14 protein-coding genes are annotated in these 14,854 nt (G+C 53.1%); 5 read left to right on the forward strand and 9 right to left on the reverse strand.

Going from position 1 to position 14,854, the window contains the following annotated elements; translation table 11 throughout:
- The coding region (locus RTS12_RS16480; RefSeq protein WP_312530438.1) for a hypothetical protein at nucleotides 1-403 on the forward strand (403 nt) is incomplete at its 5' end.
- 37 nt (nucleotides 404-440) lie between these two features.
- Here the strand turns inward: RTS12_RS16480 and RTS12_RS16485 are convergent.
- Nucleotides 441-965: a PRC-barrel domain-containing protein gene (locus tag RTS12_RS16485; protein ID WP_312530440.1), complete on the reverse strand. Its 525-nt coding sequence runs from the start codon at nucleotides 963-965 to the stop codon at nucleotides 441-443.
- Between the two features lie 39 nt (nucleotides 966-1,004).
- Nucleotides 1,005-1,211, reverse strand: coding sequence for a CsbD family protein (locus RTS12_RS16490; protein WP_312530442.1), 207 nt, complete (start codon nucleotides 1,209-1,211; stop codon nucleotides 1,005-1,007).
- A gap of 481 nt (nucleotides 1,212-1,692) precedes the next feature.
- Here RTS12_RS16490 and RTS12_RS16495 point away from each other — a divergent pair, with 481 nt between their 5' ends.
- Together RTS12_RS16495 and RTS12_RS16500 are read left to right on the forward strand one after the other, a co-directional pair.
- The gene (locus RTS12_RS16495; protein ID WP_312530444.1) at nucleotides 1,693-2,922 is read left to right on the forward strand and encodes an FAD-binding oxidoreductase; all 1,230 of its coding nucleotides are present in this window, start codon (nucleotides 1,693-1,695) and stop codon (nucleotides 2,920-2,922) included.
- Nucleotides 2,923-2,931: 9 nt separating this feature from the next.
- Nucleotides 2,932-3,669, forward strand: coding sequence for a DUF421 domain-containing protein (locus tag RTS12_RS16500; protein WP_312530446.1), 738 nt, complete (start codon nucleotides 2,932-2,934; stop codon nucleotides 3,667-3,669).
- Nucleotides 3,670-3,702: 33 nt separating this feature from the next.
- On the opposite strand, the gene RTS12_RS16505 is transcribed toward RTS12_RS16500, so the two are convergent.
- The gene (locus tag RTS12_RS16505) at nucleotides 3,703-4,041 is read right to left on the reverse strand and encodes a thermonuclease family protein (RefSeq protein ID WP_312530448.1); all 339 of its coding nucleotides are present in this window, start codon (nucleotides 4,039-4,041) and stop codon (nucleotides 3,703-3,705) included.
- A 689-nt stretch (nucleotides 4,042-4,730) separates the two neighbouring features.
- On the reverse strand, nucleotides 4,731-4,949 hold the full coding sequence (locus tag RTS12_RS16510; RefSeq protein ID WP_312530450.1) for a hypothetical protein: 219 nt from the start codon (nucleotides 4,947-4,949) through the stop codon (nucleotides 4,731-4,733).
- A 741-nt stretch (nucleotides 4,950-5,690) separates the two neighbouring features.
- Here RTS12_RS16510 and RTS12_RS16515 point away from each other — a divergent pair.
- The gene (locus RTS12_RS16515; RefSeq protein ID WP_312530452.1) at nucleotides 5,691-7,331 is read left to right on the forward strand and encodes a sulfotransferase family 2 domain-containing protein; all 1,641 of its coding nucleotides are present in this window, start codon (nucleotides 5,691-5,693) and stop codon (nucleotides 7,329-7,331) included.
- Nucleotides 7,332-8,663: 1,332 nt separating this feature from the next.
- Here the strand turns inward: RTS12_RS16515 and RTS12_RS16520 are convergent.
- The 5 genes from RTS12_RS16520 to RTS12_RS16540 all read right to left on the reverse strand — a co-directional run bounded on the left by RTS12_RS16520 (nucleotide 8,664) and on the right by RTS12_RS16540 (nucleotide 12,515).
- Nucleotides 8,664-8,870 (reverse strand): hypothetical protein, encoded by a 207-nt coding sequence (locus RTS12_RS16520; protein ID WP_312530454.1) that lies wholly within the window; start codon nucleotides 8,868-8,870, stop codon nucleotides 8,664-8,666.
- 281 nt (nucleotides 8,871-9,151) lie between these two features.
- Complete coding sequence (locus tag RTS12_RS16525) at nucleotides 9,152-9,376, reverse strand: hypothetical protein (protein ID WP_312530456.1); 225 nt, start codon at nucleotides 9,374-9,376, stop codon at nucleotides 9,152-9,154.
- 9 nt (nucleotides 9,377-9,385) lie between these two features.
- Nucleotides 9,386-9,772 carry a hypothetical protein gene (locus RTS12_RS16530; protein ID WP_312530458.1) on the reverse strand — a complete coding sequence of 129 codons (387 nt, stop codon included), beginning with the start codon at nucleotides 9,770-9,772 and terminating at the stop codon, nucleotides 9,386-9,388.
- Nucleotides 9,773-10,528: 756 nt separating this feature from the next.
- Complete coding sequence (locus RTS12_RS16535) at nucleotides 10,529-11,362, reverse strand: Hint domain-containing protein (protein WP_312530460.1); 834 nt, start codon at nucleotides 11,360-11,362, stop codon at nucleotides 10,529-10,531.
- Nucleotides 11,304-12,515 carry a hypothetical protein gene (locus RTS12_RS16540; RefSeq protein WP_312530462.1) on the reverse strand — a complete coding sequence of 404 codons (1,212 nt, stop codon included), beginning with the start codon at nucleotides 12,513-12,515 and terminating at the stop codon, nucleotides 11,304-11,306. The genes RTS12_RS16535 and RTS12_RS16540 overlap by 59 nt, the downstream gene beginning before the upstream one ends.
- A gap of 1,477 nt (nucleotides 12,516-13,992) precedes the next feature.
- Here RTS12_RS16540 and RTS12_RS16545 point away from each other — a divergent pair.
- Nucleotides 13,993-14,854: phospholipase D-like domain-containing protein (locus RTS12_RS16545; protein ID WP_312530464.1), on the forward strand; the 862-nt coding region annotated here is incomplete at its 3' end.

Genomic DNA, 14,854 nt, shown 5'->3' on the forward strand with positions numbered 1-14,854 from the left:
TCCTCAAAGGAAACTGATCATGGATCTCATCAAAGCAGCGGTGATGCCGCATGTCTTGGAAATCATCAGCATCTTGCTGGCCTCGATGCTGGGCTGGGCGGCCAATACCGCGCGCAAGAAATGGGGCATCGACATTGAGGCCAAACATCGCGATGCGCTGCACTCGGCCCTGATGACCGGCGCGCGTCTGGCGCTCCAGCGCGGGCTGACCGGGCAAGAGGCGATCAACCAGATCCTGCAGCATATCAAGATCAGCGTGCCGGATGCCGTGATCGGCGTTGATGCGCGTGCTGAGGTGCTGGATAATCTGGCTAAGGCCAAGTTGCAGGAAATCGCGAAGGAGGCGGGGTTAGATCAACTGACTGAGGCAATGAAGCGGGCAGGGACAGTGACGCGAAGCTGAACGGGGCGCGAGAGATGTCGCTCCCCGTTCATTGATTTTATTGGTTGGGCGCCTCATAGGTGGGTAGAGCTTTCAGCTCGTCCTTCGTCATCGAGACATAGGCGCGCATTTCGTTATCAGCGTTTTTGTAGACGCTGACCTTGTCCGGCGCCAAAGAAACGCGGTGCTCACCCATCCCGAGGAAGCCGCCCACATCCGTAACAATCCCTGTGACGGAATTGTCGGGCCCGATCACGACATCCGCGATTTCGGCGATTTTTTTGTCGCTAGAATCATAGATGTCGACGCCTTTGAGTTGATCGCCGGTCATCGTCGCGACCTCGGTCAAGACATAACCCTCGGGTACGGAGATGACGACATCCGCAGGTGTGCCCATCGGCGTCATTGCGGTGTCGGTGCTTGCATCCGGCGCTGTGGGCGCAGGATCCGGTGTCACCACTGCTCCGGAGGGCTCAGCCTCCGCTGGCGGGGTGGTGGCTGGCGTCTCACTGGTACTTTGTGCAAAGGCAGTGCTGCCAAGCATGACGGTGGCGATAAGCGGATAAAGAATACGATCTTTCATCGGATTTTTCCTTAAAACGGTTGTGGGGAAAGGGCGCGGTTACGTGCGATCCTTGTCGACAAAGAAGCGATTGATCTCGTCATTCGCGCGCTCTTTGGTCCAGCCGTATTTTTCCTGCAGCTTGCCTGAGAGCTTGTCCTGCTTTCCCGAAATTTCCGTCAACTCATCGTCTGTAAGGTCGCCCCATTTCTCTTTGACGCTTCCCTTGAGCTGCTCCCACTTTCCTTGAATGATATCCCAGTTCATGGGGTCCTCCTTGGCTGTGTGATTGCGGTAATCGGGGATACAACTGAAGGATGTAGAGCCGGGTTCCGAAACGCGAATGCGTTAGCCTGCAGGGGCGGTCGGAGCTTCCGAGTTTCTGATTGATGCTCAGATACTTATGAAATTACTGAACTTTTTGTGATCGGAGACGTTTCCCATTGGCTTTCAGTCGAGGAGGAAACGATGAAAGGCATTATCGCGTGGCTGCTTGGTGTTCCCATCTTCGTGATTTTTTTGCTCTACATCTTCAACGTCTTCTGACCCCATGGCCAGCCACTTCGGCTCTGCCCAATCCGACGGCTTAATCCTGATCACGAGGGCCTTTCCCAACTGCTTGCGCGACTTAGTGGGGATAAGCCGTGTCCCGAAGAACTATGGCCTGACAGGCTGGCCCCAATAATCCACCATCAGGGCAATGAGACAATGCTGCGCATCTATAGGTAGGCTACTTAGGAGAATGCGGATGGCTGAATTCGATGCCGATACGCGCGAAGACGATCTAAGGGTGGGAACACCTCTCTGGGTCAAAACCTCTCATTCGAGTGTGCGTGGCCAGAGGAAGCTCGCCGCGAAGCACGCTGATGTTGTTGTGGTCGGTGCCGGGATCAGCGGCGCGTTGATGGCTGAGGCGATGACGCGGCAAGGGCGAGATGTGTTGATCCTCGATCGCCGACCGGCAGTGCGTGGATCGACGGCGGCGTCGACTGCCATGATCCAGCACGAGATCGACATTCCGCTGACCCACTTGCAAAAGCAGATAGGAGTTCGCGCCGCTAACGCAGCGTGGCGGCGATCGGTACGTGCGGTTCACGACTTGACCGCTCTGACTAAGAAAAATCGTATCGCGTGCTCGATGGACGCAAAACCTGCTCTCTACATCGCGGGTAATACCATGGGTGCGCGCGCCTTAAAGTCCGAGGCGGAGGCCCGTGAAAAGATCGGAATCGAAGCCAATTATCTTGGCAAATCTGACTTGGCTGACCGCTATCAAATAGATCGGCCAGCAGCGATCCTGTCGTCTGCCTCTGCTTCTGCCAATCCGGCGCAACTTGCGGCAGGGTTTCTACAGACAGCCTTGAGCCGGAAAGCCAGGCTGGTGACCCCGGTTGAGGTCACAGATATGGCCGAACTTCCTGATGGCGTTGCGCTGGCGACTCGGGACGGGCAGGTCATCACCGCCAGTCATGCGGTCTTTTGCACCGGCTATGAATACCTACACCAGATGAAGACTTCGTCTCATCATGTCACATCAACTTGGGCCCTGGCCTCCCGCCCACTGAAGGACTTGCCGGAGTGGTTGAAAACGACAATTGGTTGGGAAGCTGCCGACCCCTATCTCTATTTTAGATCCGACGCTTATGGCCGGATTATTGCAGGAGGTGAGGATGAGGAGTCCAGCACCGCCAACAGCGATCTCGGCAAGCTTGCGAATAAAGCCAAACGTATTGCGGAAAAGCTGCGGGATCTTACTGGCGTGGAGATCGGCAAGCCTGCCTTCACATGGGCCGCACCATTCAGCGTGACGCGAGATGGGTTGCCTATCATCGATAATGTTCCTGGCTTCCAGCGGATCTTTACGCTCATGGGTTTTGGCGGCAACGGGATCACCTTTTCGATTATCGGCGCTCAGATCATTGCAGCGCGGATCGCAGGCGAGGCAGATCCTGACCAACATCTTTTCCGCTTTCGATAGGGGGCGCAGATGGAGGATATCGTTCCATTCGACATGGGTCGGATGTGGCTTGATGGAGCACCTTGGACTTTCCTGATCGAGATTATTTTTCGCAGTACAATCGCCTACCTTTACTGCTTTCTTTTAATCCGGCTGCTGAATGGCCGTGCCGTCGCGCAGATGTCGATGACCGACATGGTTCTGGTCATCGCGCTTGGCTCGGCCGTGGGCGACCTGACCTTCTATGAAGATGTGCCAATTTTTAACGCTATGGCAGCGATTACCGTGATTATTCTGGTTACGAAATTCGCTGATCGGGCGATACACAATCAGAACTTCTTCAAACGCCTCTTGTCGAATTCGCCGATTACCCTCGTTCATAATGGTGTAATCGACATGGAAGGCGCATCGAGAAGAGACCTGAACCCACTTGAAGTCATGGAGGTGCTGCGCCTTCAGGGGGTGCGCAACTTGGGGCAGGTTGAATGGGCCTTCATGGAGGCCGGGGGACAAACCTCGGTTTTCCTTTTTAACGAAGCCCGTCCGGGTCTCGCCATCGTGCCGCCCCTTGATTTGATACCAAACGCCCCGGATATGACGGCAGCAAAGCGCGGCGATGCCACCGTTTGCCGCTGCTGCGGCTTAATTGCTTCCACCTTCGAGGAGCACTATACGGCTTGCGCTAATTGCGGAGGCACAATTTGGGTTGCTGCATCGGTCCAGCGGACCGACGCACTGTCGCCTGCGGTGCGAAATGCCCGGGAATGAGAACGGTGTCCGAGATGGGTCACTGCAGATCGATCAGCAACCAGCGTAAGCGCCTGCGCTGAATTTCGGCCAGTCACGAGCATGACCTTGCCTGACCATCTCGCAGGCGATGTCATTGACGCGGGCGGTCGAGCATTGCACGACGGGGCGGCCATAATGGTCAACGTCCATAAGGTTGCAATTAAGCGTTTGGTCCTTGACCAGCCGCGAAAGGGCACGGCTCGCCTCAACCCCTCCGGGTTCTTTAATCTCGGGCGCATTGATGCCCCAGACCCTGAGGCGCAGGTTCCTGCTGGGGCTGTCGAGCCGTATCGTGTCGCCGTCAATTGCGATGGCGCCGGAGATGATGATTGCTGCAAGTGATGTGATCATGTCGTGGGTCTATCATGGATTGTTGACCAAACCGTCAACATGGTTGGCATCTTGGGGCTTGTTTGAATGTTCTGCAAATGTTCTTTTCGAGCATTGTGGAATCAGATCGACATGCCTGCCAAACGACCATCAGCCAACCCTTGGCGCAACCCAATGCTGCAACACCTTGCGGCAGATGGGCGGCTGGTCATGTTGCGCTGTAAACACTGTCGTCGATCGGTCTATTTTTGGGCTGCCGACTTGGTCAAGGTGCTTGGCCCTCACCATCCCGCTGACCGGCCGCCGTGGCCTTGTTCGATCTGCGGGCAGATTGAGTTTGTCGAGATCAGCGCGATGCACCCAACTGGGCGGATGCTGAGCGAGATCACCATTCGCCGCCCTGTCCATCAGGTAACCCGATGGATCTGGCGCAATGAGGTTGGGGGCGGTTAGTTGCAAGGCGTGCGCACAAACGCTCATGCTGGCCAGGCGACAACGGTGGCTTCGTGAAGAAGATCGCAACACGGCTAGGCAGGGTAAAATGCGGCAGAAAAACTGGCTGATCAGCCGCGGGGATGCGCCCCAACGGCTGCTCAAGTGTGCCGGATCGTTACTCAATAAACTCGGTAAAAACAGAAACTAAAGACTACACCTTCTGTCTACTAAACAAGGATAGGTTTTGCCATTTATCTAAAAGGTTATAGGTAACTCTACCTATCACCCGATGCAGCCATTTCATGGAATATCAGCGTAGCCTGCTCGCTCATGGCGTCGTAGGGGGCGATTACTCGATATGCAGCATCAGAAATTGCCAGTGGCTCTGCTTTGGCAAGAGCATCCTTCAACAGCCGAATCGCTTGATCAAGCAGCTCGACATTTTCAAGAAATGTATTTTTTTCAGTGACTTTGAGCTGAATGGTTACTGTCATTTCAAGGTTTGGTCTTGCGAAATGTTGGAAAGGGTCAGTGCTATTTACCTACATGGAATGAAAATGGCGAGGCCATCGCATTACGAAATCGCGCGAATGGCCATAGGCGAGTCGATATGCTCTTCGACCTTGTCCCATGCGTCTTGGATCGCGGGGGGCCCTCAGATACCACTGGGGCACGCTACTCTCGAGCACGCTAAAGGGGTATTTCTAACCTCTAAGCCGCTCTATGCGGAGAAAGATCGGCACCAAGATCAAAGCCGTGGATAAGACCAGCAGCGCCGATACCCACGATGGCCGCCTTGTCAGTCCTTCTGCCAACTCGGCAGCGAGGAAGAAAACCAAGAGCAACGCAACCCCGCCGCTAACGTACTTAGCGATGGCCTCCGCAACTTCAATTTTCGGTTTCATGACATAGGGCCTCCCAACCCTTCTGACATGGTATCACGACGCTCGGTTTGTACCAAATGCTCGAGGTTTGGGCGTGCTCTCGGCCGCAATGATGCGGATAAAGGCGTTGATCCAGACCGGTCCCTTCTGGTTGAGAGGGTTGACATAACGATAGATGTCACCACTCTGGAGCACGTTTAGGTTGTGTTCATGCACGATTTCTCGCCAGGGAAAATGTTGAACAATTTGCCTCGGCCACGTAAAATACAGTTAAAATTGCCACAAAGAGATAAATCTGAGTTTCGTCACAGTATTGGGACGACAACTTCAGAGAGATGAGGATTGTTGCCAGTGAAGATCGACAGCAGGAAGCTTGCTCAGGAGTTTGGTGTCCCAAGCGAGCTAATGTCAGAGTTTATTTCGAAATTTTCTCCTTATGTCGTCAAGCCCAATCAGTTTCAGGCCGCCTCTGAGGTAATGCTCTTTATTCATATTCCGAAGACCGCTGGGGTTTCGGTTGGACGCAGTCTACAGGATGTCTACGATCACTTTCATGGCGTGGAATGGAATAATGTTGGCGCCTCATTCCGAAAGGTCGCGAAACAGGCACTGTATAGCCAAAGCCATACGCCTGCCCGACATGTCATCATGGGACATTTCGGCTGGCCCGAGATGCAGATGTTTCGCAATCATGAAATCCCAATGAAGTGTGGCACATTTCTCCGCGATCCGGTGGCGCGCACCATCTCAAACTACAATTACAACTGCTCTGATGCGCATCCCTCAAACGAACAGTTCATTGATCGTTTCCCGACCTTGGAGACATATGTCGAAAGTCTGGAAAACGATATACAAATCACTCAATCGATTGGAATCATTGGGTCTTTCCAGAATGCCCTGGAGAAGTATCTAAAATATTATAGCTTTATTGGCGTGACCGAACATCTGGCGGGCTCTCTCAAACATCTTGCCCGTTCGCATGGGTTCGCCGAGCTGGGCGAGCATCGAAAAAATGTAGGTCAAAACCGCGATAAGAATGAGGTGCCGCCACATCTAATCGAGCAAATCCTGCAGCGGAGTCGCAATGATGTACGACTGCATGAGTTGATGATGCGGCTTTATCAGGGTGATGATGAGGACATGATTGCCACAGTGCAATCGGCGTCAGCTAGCGCACGCGGTTCAGCGAATGTCGAGGCTGGAACACTCGTGCGAACCGAAAACGCGACGAGCACTGCAGTATCTGCAAATGCGGCGAGTGTCGGTGCCAGCATCCAACCGCTAAAGAATTACTTGTTGCGTAGTCGGGTGCCGGCCGGGGCACGCGAGCTGGTGATCTCTTTCGAAGCTGCCGATACAACAATCAACCGGCAGGACCGTCAGCGCCGGGGCTTTGGTGAGGATTTTCTTACGAACGCAGGATATGGCGTGGTCTCAGTTCTTACTCATACTGCCAATTGGTTCCGGCCGACGGATCTGCATGACTACTTTCGAAGCTCAGGGTTTCGCGCTTTTTTGGCCCAATTCGATAAGGTTCATAGCTATGGTTCGAGCATGGGGGGCTTTGGTGCGTTAGCCTTTGCAGAACTTCTTGGTGTGAACAATATTGTTGCGTTTCAGCCGATATCTTCGCTCGCGTCAGATCTCACACCTTGGGAGACCCGATTTCAACATGGCCGGTCCTTGAGTTGGAATGGTGAGTTTCGCGATGGCTGTGACGGGATAGGGAAGGTTAGCTCAATCTACGGTGCTTTTGACCCTAGAAGTGAGGATAACGCTCATGCTCAACGAATAGCTCTTAGTGCTGGTATCCGCTTCCAACCAATCCATGTACCTGGTGCGGGGCATGCCGTACCGCGTAACCTTCAACAAAATGGATTGCTAAAGCGGGTAGCGTTAGCTTGCCTGCAGCAACGACCGCTTGAAGAAGTTCAGGCGATAATTTCTCGTCCGCAAGATGCAGCGCTGCCGAAAGGACGAGCTACCGCTTGATAAAGGGGAGCTGCTCTCGCGACTTCGCGGTTTCTGGCAGTTTTAGACTTATCTGAACGACGATAGGTCGAAAGCCGACAGGGTGCCCCGGATGGTGATAATCACTTGCGCCGCGATCGACACTCCGATCGCGGCATTTCTCGTTATAGATCACATATGGGCGCTTCACTCCTTACCCTCCTTGTGAGGCCGGCGAGCCTGATCGGCAGTGTCGTGTTGACGGTCGCCCGCGTGGGGCATGGTTGCGCTCTGGGGTGATACAAATTCACCGGTAAGTGTTTGATCTACAGTGGGTCCAACGTGGGGGGCGGTACAGCCTGATGCGTTGATTTTATTGGCAAATTGCGGTCCTCTTGGGTGCGCCATAAAATCAATGTGTTAGACATTGCTTGCTTTCCTCTCGGTTCAGTTATGGTGCGGTAATCATCCGCGACGGTTCATCGCGTCGACGGCGGACGCTTGGTGATGTGGGCTGTGGTGTCCATAGGTTCGCTCGATTGTTTGAACCGAAGTCGAAAAATATCCTGCGGCATCCCAAGTCGTTGCGCCGCGCTGTAGGGCCCATGTGATAGCCGTGTGCTTGAGGGTATGTGGTGTACCATCAGACAGGTCGCCTACGATTCCCTTGGTGATTGCCACGTCTTTCGCAGGGATCCGCGCGCGCTCCCTAGCCTTCTTGATGTCGCCGACCATGTATCGGCATGGGCTTCCCGCTCGGGTCAGTCGATGAAGAAGGGGGGCAAAGGTATGATCGAGCGCAGGCAGACGGATGAGTGTGCGAGAAACGACGTCTCCATCAAAGCCTGCCTCCCCTTGAACTGCGGCCCATGCAGTCTAACAAGCATCCGCGTCGATACTCGACCCGGAATCTCGCAGATGCGGTCCATTTGCTTGTTGCTGCGCTTGGCCTTCTTGAACTCGACACGCCAATCAACGACACGCCCCGTCTCCATTCAGCGAGGCTCGCGCGGTCACGCGGCTCGTGGCTGTCATCGTGGATTGTGATCGCGTGGCGGGCGATATCAGCAGGCCCCCGCCATAGCGAAAGACTTGTCATAGACGTGCTTGGCGTCCTTCGGGTCGGTAGGGAAATCCTCGCTTGCCTCTGCGGCAAGTCACGCGCCAGCTTCTGCATGTTCTGGAAACATCGCGATGCGGGCATGCAGCACTTCAACGATGCGGTCACTGTTGTAGGCCATGGCGCTACCCGTTTTTGCTGCACGCGTCGCTCGACGGCCAGCGCTCGCTTCGGCACTCACCACACTGAAGTGATTGCGCCGGGGGCGACCGCACTAGGGTCAACGGACGGTGATTGCGCGAAGCGGCAGTAGTCTAAGGGCGCAGAAACTCATCCAGAACTTCTTGCGCAACATTTGCTGGAGCACGCGACATGTCTGGGATGATCTCCTGCAGGAATGCGATAATCTTCGCATGCTCGCCAGCATTGCGCGCTGCATATTCTGCCACAAGAAACAAAATAGTTTTCTTGCGTAGCTGTAACTCTGCCTCAAGAGCAGAGATTCGTGCATTCTCGTTCATGGTAACCTTTTCCGTACCAGAAGATTAGGTCGCCGAATCGGGGGGCGCGTCAAGTGCAACCTAGATGTGAGTTAACGAATAATTAATTCTATCTAGGGGCGGCTTCATGAGCAGCATTCCGCAAAAGTTACCTCAGTAGTCGCAGCCAACCGGAGCTGGCCCGCGATTGTCACATCGTCTTACGCGCCAAGTCGGCCCTGATATCGAGGCGCGCCGATGATGACGCTCTCAAGTGATCAATCGCGGCGTGCCTACTTCGGACGGAAATTTTGCGATGCACCTTAGCGGACAACTTGGTCTTGTGGGAAATGGGGGCCAGTACGTTCGATTGCGGGCGGCCGCTCGATTCCAAGACGTTGTTGCTGCGCGCATTCGCCAGTCAACGCGGCAATGAATGCATTTTCATATGCGAGCATGCCCCAACCGCAGCGTTTGTAGCTATAAACGGCCATGCAGGCGAAGGCCAACAGCACGATGAACGGTCCGATAAAACTAACTTTCCTCATTTGAACGCCTTAGTTCTGGCTTCTCCGACAGCGATGGTCGTCGGCAAAGGCCGAAAGCCAGTTGATAAATCGATAAAGGGGCAGGGGCAGCACGGCGATGCAACATCCAATCCAGAACGGCACGCCGGCAGTTGCATAGCCGAAAGGTGCCAGGACAAGGTTGATTGCATAGATCAGCATTCCAGCATGGCTTTTGGCCAGCGAGTTGAGCCAAGCCCACAGCAGTACAATCAGCACGACAAAGGCGATTGGGACGGTAAAGACGGCCGCAATCGACATTCCTGTCAGCCACTCGACTGCGGCGCCAAGCCCAAAGGCTGCGGCAATCGCATTTGCAGCACTCAAGGAAAGCGCCCCCCACAAGCCCAGTGCGGGCAGCCTTTCACGGGCAAACATAGGCTCTGCTTTCTCGCCTGCTTTTAGGTGACGAGACACATACATCTTCTTTGCGTAAGCGCAACTATGTGGGGATCATGCTCTTCATATTCCCCCACCACGTCGGCCTGATGCGATCATCAAGGATCCGGCCCCGAGGTATCCTTTTGACTGCTGCAAAAGACCGTTCACATATTATCCTAGGGGAGAGAGCAGAGCTCACAGAATTTTGCCTGCGATCAAAGGGACGTGGACAGAGTTATCGTCAACACATCCTTCGGCGCGATAGCCTTGGCACAGCCATGTCGCGGCTTTTCCTTCACGCTTTGGTTTGCAATCTTGGACGCAGCTAACGGCCTAGCAAAATGCAATCAATGAAGGACGACTTATTACAGATCATTAGACCCGCTTGGCTCAGGACGCAATATATGTGGCACAAGTGATGGGGCCAGCACTGCTTCGGGTGTAAAGAGGCTCGGCCAGTCTCACCTATCAGTTGTCTGCATTATAACGGCAGGCGTTCAAGTCTGATAGCTTGGATCAACGCCCGTATTCTGTGATCCGTATGTCGAGCATTAAGTCCAAATCAAATAACTTTGACGATGAGGTTGAATAAAAAATAGAGCGGGCATTTATAAAAGATACCTGAACAGGCGTCATTGGAAAATTTCTACCAAAAGCGGAATGAGTTTATCCTGTTTCCCAAAAGAAATAGGAGCGATAAACGCCCCTATTTCTTTAATCTGGATATCTGTAAGGCTAATCGGATAAATGCTGTTATGCCACGATGGGTTTTGCGGTTTGGGCGTGTCTCAAAGCAAGTGCTTTACCCGCTTGCCCCGAACAAAATTGACGTGCGGGCATGGCAATATGGCAATCGGCGCGGAATTCTGGAAAGATCTCAAAAATCTCTTCGGCTGCGGCTGAACCCACAGCGCGAAGCGCCTCAATGCCAGGATAGAGGCTTTCGGTTTCTGCGCCGTTCGAATAGATCACCTCATGAGTATCAAGGAGAATGTGGAAATATTCAACCTCGTCTTTGTCATGGGCAATATCCACTCCATCAATCGACAACAAAAGCTTGGCTGCAACAAGTACTTCATCGCTGCCGAACATATGCCTTGCAATTGTGGATCTAACCAAGATTCTGTGTTCTGGAGAAACCAGAAGGTCCTGGCTAGGGTTATCTGCCCCTAGGGCGCCCTTGTTGATGCGGATTGGGCGCAACTTAGGTTTACGCTCTAACGCAGCGGCTCCGACGATCTTAGACCCAATCCATCGGATCGGCTGGTGGCCGTTATCCTTAGTCAGGATAAGATCCCCGCAACGCAAGTTTTCAATTGAAATATTGCCGCGCGCTGTTGAAATCAGCGTTCCACGTGCAAAACAAGGAACGGCTTCAGCTGACTCCCAGCCGATGAAGGCTTTTCCCCGCCAGTTAAGAGTCTGGCCATTTGGTGACCATTCTCCTCCGGGAAGAAGTGTCCAACCAGCACCAGTTGCAGCTTCATAAAATTCATCTTCAAACTCTGGTGGGATGACAAGGGTAAGCTTATCCGTATTGGCCCCCCCCGGAAATATAAGATCCGGAATTGCGATCTGAATAGCCAAGTTTTAAGCTGTCATCTCCAGATTGCAGGTCAAACGTACTAGAGAATTTCCAATTATTCCCTATGGTTACCGTCTCTGTTCCAGTCAAACTTCCCGTAAAGTAACCGTTTTGTGTGTAATTGTCACCGATCACGACCGTATTCGTGCCAGCGGAGCCGCCCATCCCAAGCAAGCCTTCAACGGTGACATCGTCGCCGAAGGTGATATCGCGTACGATATAAGTTCCACCAAGACCAATGTTTCCGGCAGTAAACTGAGTGCCGCCAATATGCGTGCCATTTCCTGCATTGATCGTAATGACCATCGGAGAGGCCGCGGTTCCTGACCCACCGATTGAAATATCACCGGTATTGACATTATCACCGAGATTCACAGTTTGCTGGATGCCCGGCCCCGATCCGCCGATCAGAAGGTGGCCGATGGTTGTGTCATTGCCAACATTTACCGTATGGTTTCCGAATCCGCCGCCCATCTCGACGTTGCCAGCGCTCGAGTTTGCACCAATGCTGAAGGAGTAATTTATATAGCTTTCAGCCATATAGACGTTCTGGCTGTGAAGGTTGCTGTTGTCTCCAATATCGATGCTGACATCGGCCTTGGAGTACCGAAAGTTCATTTCCGCGCCACTATAATTGAAGCCGCTGCCCGTCTCCATCGTGAAACCACCATAGGTGCCGTTGATGCCCCCGGTAATGTTCACGTTGTCGCCTAGCGTTACATTTGATGCCGCAGTGCCGCCGAGAATGCTTCCAATAGTTGCGTTGTCACCAGCCGTGATTGTTGTTTTGACTTCGGCGTAATTCGTGCCAATCAAGCTACCGTCCGCGCTGTTGATCGCACCGATCTTGGCCCCATCGCCAATATCGTAGGACAGGTTGCCAAAATTATTTCCGACGGCTTGGAAAGATACTCTTCCGGCATCCACGCCATCTGCGACCGACACAGTGGGATTCATAGTCATGCCCGCAGATGTCGAGTTTAGGTTAACTGTAAGGTTTCCCGTAGCGCTTTGATTGGATTCAACCGAAAAATCGATGGTTCCAGAACCGGTAGGCGCGTTGAAGGTTACCGTTCCAGACACGCCAGGAGAAATGATATAGGTCTCTCCCTGGACGACTGTATAGTTTCCTGGGGTCGAAATCGTAATAGGCATGCGTATTTATCCTCAAAAATAGATAGATAAAAAAGGTGGGAACAGAGGGGGAAGTGTCGCCCGATCAGCGTAATACGCAGCCGCAGACGAAGGGTTGAGAACTCCCTCTGAACCCAAACAGTCCTAGAATGAATGTATTTACTTGGAAAAAACACCGCACAGGAAAAGGATTGCCCATGCTAAAAATTTGGGATTGCTCCCAATGAAGTCTTGAAATGTCATCCGTATCAATACGGGAAAGGTAGACTTTGTTTTCGCCATTAGTCCAGAAAAATTTTAACCAACATTAAGATTTTTGTCCGGATCAGTTGGAGGCACAGATCGGCATGGGGGTGTGTAGTGCTAAGATTTCTGCAGATTTGTTTGAAAATAGCCGCGAGAGCAGGGCAAAAGTAACGACCTCTGTCGATGCGTTCCTCGGAAGATTATATATAAAATCGCCTTATGGTTGTTGTGATTTTTTGCTTGTTATGTGGCCTTATCAGCCTAAAGAAAACATCGCGAGGGATGGATTCTGGGGCAAGTGATTCACCGATTATTTGGAAATCTTATCGAATCGATGGAGTGAAGAAGTATGGGCTGGATGTGCGTATATTGCATAGATTTTCTAAGTTTTGTGTCGATTGCAACGGTGGAAGCGCGCTGTTTTTCCGTTTTAATAGATAAAGTGAGTGGCCGACGCTTTTGAAAGAGGGATGAAAATTTTCCTCGCCGAAACTGTTAGATAAGATGCTTGATTTCTAATGATTTGGTTTGGCACGAATTGGTACAGATGTGGCGCCATGACGCTCGGGTGCCGGGCTGGAGAGGTCAAGATTGCGCCTGTTGCTTTCTCAGCGATGGATGTCAGGCTCGTGTCTCGACAATAGATTTTTCCTGCTCGGCAGAAAAAACCGTAGATCCGCGATGAAAGTCTTGGAGCAACGGGCTGTGTTGTCATCACATCTGCACCAAACAGAGGGCAGGGAAGGGAAGGCAGCATTGGCAAAATTTGAAAGCCAGCGCTGCCTATGTTCGGCACCTGAGTTACCCGTGTTGCAGGTGGTGAAACGCTGTGAATGAGGCGTAGTCAGATCAGTGCGACAGCTCGGTCACCACAACCGCTTGCCGAAATGGCATGCACGGCTAAGCCCTATCAGATCATCATAATCGGCGGTCCCCATGCAAGACCTCAGCCTTAGGGCCGTCGCGCATCTCCTTTCAGAATCTAAATGATCAGCAAGAAGAAAGCTGGGGGGCACCTGTCGTCCGCTTGCGCCGCTTTGTGCCCGTTCGATCACTTGCGCTTTGTGCAGCGGCGATTGCATTGCCAATGCCCATGCCAATAGACATGATCGATTGAACGACCCGAATACAGGCCGCGCAACCTGTTTTTCATGCGCTCGAAGCGAGGGGGCTTATGGGATGCATTTGCGGCTTCAGCCGGTCGTGGCGCCAGTCAAAGCGCTGGTCCTGAGCGGTCACTAAGGAGACATAAGTGCTAAAGCAAATTGCGATCTTATTGGCCGGCCTCGTCCTTGTTGCGGCAATTGCGATTCTAGCGGGGCGCTGGCTTTATCCGCTGCCCGACATCTCGGGCCGTGCGACAGACCTCTCATTGCCCTTTGATCCGGCGACGCCACTGGCGCGGCGCGCGGTGGACGAAATGGGGGGGCATGGCAGCGAAAGCGGGGTGATCCCATTGGCTGGCGGGCATGATGCGCTTGGCAGTCGGCTTGCGCTGGCCGTGAATGCCGAGCGTTCGATCGATGCACAGTACTATATCTGGCACGATGACACTTCGGGGCGATTGCTTTTGAAGGCGCTTTACGACGCTGCACAGCGCGGTGTCCAAGTTCGGTTGCTGCTTGATGACAATGGTGTGCCCGGACTTGATGATGTCATGGCCGCGCTGAATGCCCAAGACAATTTCGAGATCCGCCTGTTCAACCCCTCGACCATCCGAAAGCCCAAGCTGGCGGGCTATGCGCTGGATTTCATGCGCATGAACCGTCGAATGCACAACAAGTCCTTCATCGTCGACGGGGTGGCCGCGATCATCGGTGGGCGCAATATCGGGGATGAATATTTCCAGGTCGGCGACGAGAACTACTATCTTGATATGGATGTGCTGGCCTTTGGTCAGGTCGTGGGCCAGACTGCCGCGATCTTCGACGATTACTGGAACAGCGCATCAGTTTTTGCGGTTGATCAGATCATTGCAGGGCAGGGCGATCTTAATGCCTTTTTGAAAAGTGTCGCTGCGACCGCGCAAACCGACGCGGCCAAAACCCTTGTTGGACAGCTAGGTCATGTTGACAAATGGCGGATCCAGAGACGGATCGACGTGATGTCAATGA

It is taken from the genome of Paracoccus sp. (in: a-proteobacteria) (assembly GCF_032007265.1).
GTDB lineage: Bacteria > Pseudomonadota > Alphaproteobacteria > Rhodobacterales > Rhodobacteraceae > Paracoccus.

Coding starts and splice junctions, on each gene's coding strand:
- RTS12_RS16490 (WP_312530442.1), bottom strand. CDS start 1,211: ATGAACTGGGATATCATTCAAGGAAAGTGGGAGCAGCTCAAGGGAAGC.
- RTS12_RS16540 (WP_312530462.1), bottom strand. CDS start 12,515: ATGCCTATTACGATTTCGACCCCAGGAAACTATACAGTCGTCCAGGGA.
- RTS12_RS16525 (WP_312530456.1), bottom strand. CDS start 9,376: ATGAGGAAAGTTAGTTTTATCGGACCGTTCATCGTGCTGTTGGCCTTC.
- RTS12_RS16505 (WP_312530448.1), bottom strand. CDS start 4,041: ATGATCACATCACTTGCAGCAATCATCATCTCCGGCGCCATCGCAATT.
- RTS12_RS16530 (WP_312530458.1), bottom strand. CDS start 9,772: ATGTTTGCCCGTGAAAGGCTGCCCGCACTGGGCTTGTGGGGGGCGCTT.
- RTS12_RS16495 (WP_312530444.1), top strand. CDS start 1,693: ATGGCTGAATTCGATGCCGATACGCGCGAAGACGATCTAAGGGTGGGA.
- RTS12_RS16500 (WP_312530446.1), top strand. CDS start 2,932: ATGGAGGATATCGTTCCATTCGACATGGGTCGGATGTGGCTTGATGGA.
- RTS12_RS16485 (WP_312530440.1), bottom strand. CDS start 965: ATGAAAGATCGTATTCTTTATCCGCTTATCGCCACCGTCATGCTTGGC.
- RTS12_RS16520 (WP_312530454.1), bottom strand. CDS start 8,870: ATGAACGAGAATGCACGAATCTCTGCTCTTGAGGCAGAGTTACAGCTA.
- RTS12_RS16510 (WP_312530450.1), bottom strand. CDS start 4,949: ATGACAGTAACCATTCAGCTCAAAGTCACTGAAAAAAATACATTTCTT.